The sequence below is a fragment of the Calderihabitans maritimus genome, assembly GCF_002207765.1.
In the GTDB taxonomy this organism is placed as follows: Bacteria; Bacillota; KKC1; order Calderihabitantales; family Calderihabitantaceae; genus Calderihabitans; species Calderihabitans maritimus.
Genome location: NZ_BDGJ01000207.1, coordinates 36,539 through 41,315, shown reverse-complemented (window position 1 = coordinate 41,315; position 4,777 = coordinate 36,539). Strand labels below are relative to the sequence as shown.

Below are 4,777 nucleotides of genomic sequence, written 5' to 3'. Positions count from 1 at the left end.
GTTGGGGTAAGATGTTTTGTTTGATACCCTAAAACGGGCTATTTGTGCTTGCTTCCGCACAGCGCAATTGGCTCTAGAGCAGAGATAGTATTGCCAAAGTACAGATCCTGAGCAAGGTTTGGAGAGAAGGAAATCGGATGGGGGGTGCCGAAGTAAGTTAGCATGAGTTAGGTGGTGGTGCCCGACCGTTAGAAACAAAATACTGAGACAGGAGGATGGTCAATGAAAAAAGCAATTGACCTTGTGCGCCTAATGGGAGCTCTTTCGCTCTGTTTGGATTTCTGCAGCCGGGGGCTCGACCGGCACCACCAGCGGGTTGCTTTTATAGGTTTGACTTTGGCGAAGGAACTTGGCCTGTCAGCAGAGGAGGTTAACCTGCTTTTTGTTGCCTCTATCATTCACGACAGCGGGGTGAGCACCTGGCGGGATAAATACAAGCTAGAGGAATTTGATGTGCATAATCCCTGGGAACATTGCCGGCGAGGCTATGAACTACTGAGTCAAGTGAGTTTTTTAAAGAGTGCTGCCAATATTATATTATGCCACCATGACCGCTGGGCAGGGTCTAACCCGTCCAGGCGGGAGGGCTGTGAAATTCCCCTTGCGGCTCGGATTATTCATCTATGCGACCGCGTGGATATCCTGCTCCAGCCCGAGCGGCATATCCTGGAACAACGGGATGAGATAGTTCAACAATTGGATAAATTGTCGGGGAAAATTTTTGATCCGGAACTGGTGGCTGCTTTTAAAGATGTATCCCGGCGGGAGAGTTTTTGGCTTGACTTGACTTCTCCATTCATGCTGCGTAGACTTCAGGAGCTTCCAGCTGTTCCTGTTTTGTTTATAGACCAGCAGGGATTACGGGAACTGGCGGAGTTGTTTGCAGCGGTAATCGACGCCAAGAGTCCTTTTACCCTCCGTCATTCTTACAGAGTGTCCGCCGTGGCTGGAGCTCTAGCGGCCGAGCTAGGATTTTCTCCTGAGGAAGTCAGTAAGATAGAAATCGCTGGATTGTTACATGACCTCGGTAAACTATCGGTACCGGACAATATTTTAGAAAAACCGGGCCCCTTAACTCATAAAGAGTTTAGCGTAATGAAGCAACATCCCTATTATACCTGCCGGATCCTGGAAGAGGCAGGGGATTTGCAACCCATTACGGAATGGGCCAGTTTTCACCATGAAAAATTGAACGGTCAGGGATATCCTTTTTGCAAGAAAGGGCCACAGCTTTCATTAGGAGCTCGAATCATTGCAGTCAGCGATGTGTTTACGGCTCTGCGTGAGGTTCGTCCATACAGGCCCGCTATGAAGCGTCCGGAAATAGAAAACATTCTTATAAACCAGGCGTCTACCGGGGCTCTGGACACCAAGGTGGTAGAGGCTCTTCTGGACAACTATGAACGGCTGGAGGAAGTCTGGGCTAGGAAACCACTGGTAGCCGTCTATTAGCGGTCTAAGCGAATTAAAATTTAGGTTAGCGACTAAAGAAAGGTGGGGGTATTATATGGAAATTAGAAAATATACAATTATGGAGGTAATAAAATGAATTCTCAATCTAATTACCTCAATTACCAGGTTACTTACCAGAAAGCTGTAGCTGAACTGGCAAAGAAAAATCCGATAGAAGTTTCTTGGAAAAGTAACACTGCCTTTGTGGAACAAGAGTCGGCTTTTTGTATTTCATACTTCAACCAACAATACCGGGTTGCCTTTCCTTCCGGTGAAGTCAAAGGGCCGGACGGGAAGGAACCGGCCCTGGTTGATAAAATTATTCTCCTGCACTATTTGATTAATGCTCAAGGTATTCCCTTGTCCCGCCAATGGATAACCTTCAAGGAGCTGCCTGGAGGTTCGATATACACTGAACCTTTTATGAAGAGGGCTATCCATCCTTTTACTACTATATTTGGAAACCGGCCGGAGTTGTTCCGGCAAGCTGCCGCAACCCTAGGCGGAGTGGAACAGAGTGTAGGAGATATAGCGATGACCATACAGGTACTGCCCATGGTTCCCCTCACCTTTGTATTATGGCTGGGTGACGACGAGTTCCTGCCTTCTGGTAATATCTTATTTGATGCTTCGGCCCCATCCTATTTACCTACGGAAGATTACGCGGTACTTCCCGGGTTAGCCGTTAAGAGGATGAAGCGATACTTGGAACATGATGCGAGAACCTAGCCGGAGTCTATGTTTTTAACTGTCAGGTAGGAACTAGGCGCACTCTGTCGAATTACAAAAAAGGTGGGGGAACATGTGAAAAAAGGAGTTTAGTCATGAAGGAACAAACCGGTTCTAAAACTAAGGATCCTGTTGCAGAATTGGAAGAACAAATTGCTTATTATAAAGCGGAACTGGAAAGACTGAAGAATAAGAGCAATTTCCCCTACGTGTATATTGTGGTTGCTATTCCGACTACGGTTCTATTTGTAACCTTAAGCATTATCTCTAATGGTCTGATTGATTTTACCTCCGGCATTACCGCCGCTTTATTTTTCTCTCTGTTGATAACTTGCGCCTATCTGGTGCTGTATCAGCCCAACCGGGAGGAAATGATCCGGGAATTAGTCCGGAAAATTCGGAAATTAACCCGGGAGAAAGCAAAACTGGAAGCGGGTATTAAAGGAGAAAGGGAAGTTGCCTACCACCTTCGGTGGCTTCCTAAAAGTTATATTGTTTTGAATGATATAAAACTCCCTAGCGAGAAATATGAGACGCAGCAATTCGATCATATTGTTGTTGGTCCCAACGGATTGTTTCACTTGGAAACAAAGTCAGTCAACGGAATAGTAGTTATTTCGGAAACAGGGGACTGGACGTTGATTAAGGCGGTACGGAACAATCTCGTGAGGGAAGGGATGGACAGCCCCCATCACCAAATACAAAGGCATGAGATGGTACTCCGAGAGTTTCTGAAAGCCAACCTGGCTACGATTAAAGTTCCGCTCAGGTCGGTAGTGGTTATGGCTCATCCTAAAACTATTGTGGAAGGAGAAGATCCGCACTTACCAGTAATCAAGAAAGATAAGTTGCTGGACTTTATCCAGAATTACGAATCGGAAAGACGGTTAAACAAGAAAGAAGTCCGCCAGGTGGCTCTAGCTTTAGTACAGGGTAGCGTGGAGGAATGATCTATGTTTTGGAAGTTAGAGGTTAGAACGGGAAAACGGGAAGAGCTGGTTGACATAACGGACCGGGTTCAGGAAATAGTAGAACGGTCGGGAGTGAGAGAAGGAATCTGCCACCTTTATGTACCTCATACCACAGCGGCGATAACGGTAAACGAAGGCGCCGATCCTGCGGTAGGTAAGGACATTCTTTACTGGCTGGATAAAACAATTGCGAGAGAGGATGCCGGATATCGACATCAGGAGGGAAACTCGGCCGCCCATATCAAAGCAGTGTTGACTGGTAATTTTCAGGAGATATTTATAGAGGAAGGCAGGCTGGTTTTGGGAACCTGGGAAAGGATATTCTTTTGTGAATTTGATGGTCCGCGGTTAAGAAAGGTATATATCAAGGTTATATCGGGATGAAAAGGAGGTCTACCCGTGGAACTGGAGATTAAGGGAAAAAGAGTTAGGATTATCCGGGGAGACATAACTGATCAGGAAGTGGAAGCGGTGGTCAACGCCGCCAACAATCATCTTTGGATGGGAGCGGGAGTGGCCGGAGCCATCAAGAAAAAAGGTGGTACGGAAATAGAAGAAGAAGCAGTAAGAAAGGGACCTATACCGGTAGGAGAAGCCGTAGTTACGGGGGCAGGAAGGCTGAAGGCCAAGTATGTGATTCATGCTGCCGGCATGGGGCAGGACCTGCGGACTGACGGAAATAAAATCCGCCTGGCTACAACAAACAGTTTGCAGCGTGCGGCAGAGTTGGGTCTGAAATCGGTGGCGTTTCCGGCTATCGGTACAGGTGTAGGAGGTTTTCCCGCCCCAGAGGCGGCTCGGGTCATGTTGGAGGTCATAACCGAACATCTTAAAGGAGATACTTCCCTGGAAGAAGTGAGGTTGGTTCTCTTCGATGAGACTACTTATCAAGCATTTCTGGAGCAGGCTGGAAAGTATACTAGTTAAGCCGAAGGATGGAAAAGGGTTGGGTGGTATCCCGTGAAAGTCGCCGATTTGGGAGAATTCGGGATAATCGAGCGCATACAGAAGAATTTTTCCACCTCTTCGCCCCGGATACGGGTGGGGATAGGAGACGATGCAGCTTTAATCCAGGTGGAACCGGACAAGCTTCAGGTGTTAACCACCGACATGTTGGTGGAGGGAGTGCATTTTTCCCGGAAAACAGCTGCCCCGCAGCAAATTGGCTATAAAAGCCTGGCCGTTAATATTAGCGATGTTGCCGCTATGGCGGGGATACCGGTTTGTGCTGTGGTCTCCCTGGCCTTACCTCCCGATACTCCGGTGGAGTTTGTTGACGGTTTTTACCAGGGGTTTGCTCGTTGTGCGGAGGAAAATGGGGTGGAATTAGTCGGCGGGGATACCGTATCCTGTCCTGACCGCGTGATTATTAATGTAAGTCTGCTGGGAGAAGTCGAACCCGGGGTTTACCGCCTGCGTTCCGGCGCCCAGGCGGGGGACTTGATCGCCGTGACCGGGGAGCTTGGCGGCTCGGCAGCAGGACTGAAATGTCTGCTGCAGGCAGGAGAGAAACATTTACCGTGGGTCCAGGCAGTGAGAAAAAGGCATCTGGAACCTGTACCCCGCCTTAGGGAAGGACGCTTCCTGGGTAATTGCAAGGCGGTTACGGCGCTTAACGATATTAG

General features: G+C 48.2%; 6 protein-coding genes. All 6 read left to right on the top strand.

Translation table 11 applies throughout. From position 1 onward, the window contains the following. Window positions 1-222 precede the first annotated feature (222 nt). Window positions 223-1,452 (top strand): HD-GYP domain-containing protein, encoded by a 1,230-nt coding sequence (locus tag KKC1_RS15105; protein ID WP_088555255.1) that lies wholly within the window; start codon window positions 223-225, stop codon window positions 1,450-1,452. A 93-nt stretch (window positions 1,453-1,545) separates the two neighbouring features. Next, a complete protein-coding gene (locus KKC1_RS15100) occupies window positions 1,546-2,181 on the top strand; it encodes a DUF3786 domain-containing protein (protein WP_088555254.1) in 636 nt (211 codons plus the stop codon). 95 nt (window positions 2,182-2,276) lie between these two features. Then, entirely contained in the window at window positions 2,277-3,131 is an 855-nt protein-coding gene (locus tag KKC1_RS15095; RefSeq protein ID WP_088555253.1) for a nuclease-related domain-containing protein, read from the top strand. 3 nt (window positions 3,132-3,134) lie between these two features. Then, on the top strand, window positions 3,135-3,536 hold the full coding sequence (locus KKC1_RS15090) for a secondary thiamine-phosphate synthase enzyme YjbQ (protein WP_088555252.1): 402 nt from the start codon (window positions 3,135-3,137) through the stop codon (window positions 3,534-3,536). Window positions 3,537-3,551: 15 nt separating this feature from the next. After that, a complete protein-coding gene (locus KKC1_RS15085) occupies window positions 3,552-4,079 on the top strand; it encodes a macro domain-containing protein (RefSeq protein WP_088555251.1) in 528 nt (175 codons plus the stop codon). Between the two features lie 33 nt (window positions 4,080-4,112). Beyond that, the coding region (thiL, locus tag KKC1_RS15080; RefSeq protein ID WP_088555250.1) for a thiamine-phosphate kinase at window positions 4,113-4,777 on the top strand (665 nt) is incomplete at its 3' end.

Coding starts and splice junctions, on each gene's coding strand:
- KKC1_RS15095 (WP_088555253.1), top strand. CDS start 2,277: ATGAAGGAACAAACCGGTTCTAAAACTAAGGATCCTGTTGCAGAATTG.
- KKC1_RS15105 (WP_088555255.1), top strand. CDS start 223: ATGAAAAAAGCAATTGACCTTGTGCGCCTAATGGGAGCTCTTTCGCTC.
- KKC1_RS15090 (WP_088555252.1), top strand. CDS start 3,135: ATGTTTTGGAAGTTAGAGGTTAGAACGGGAAAACGGGAAGAGCTGGTT.
- KKC1_RS15100 (WP_088555254.1), top strand. CDS start 1,546: ATGAATTCTCAATCTAATTACCTCAATTACCAGGTTACTTACCAGAAA.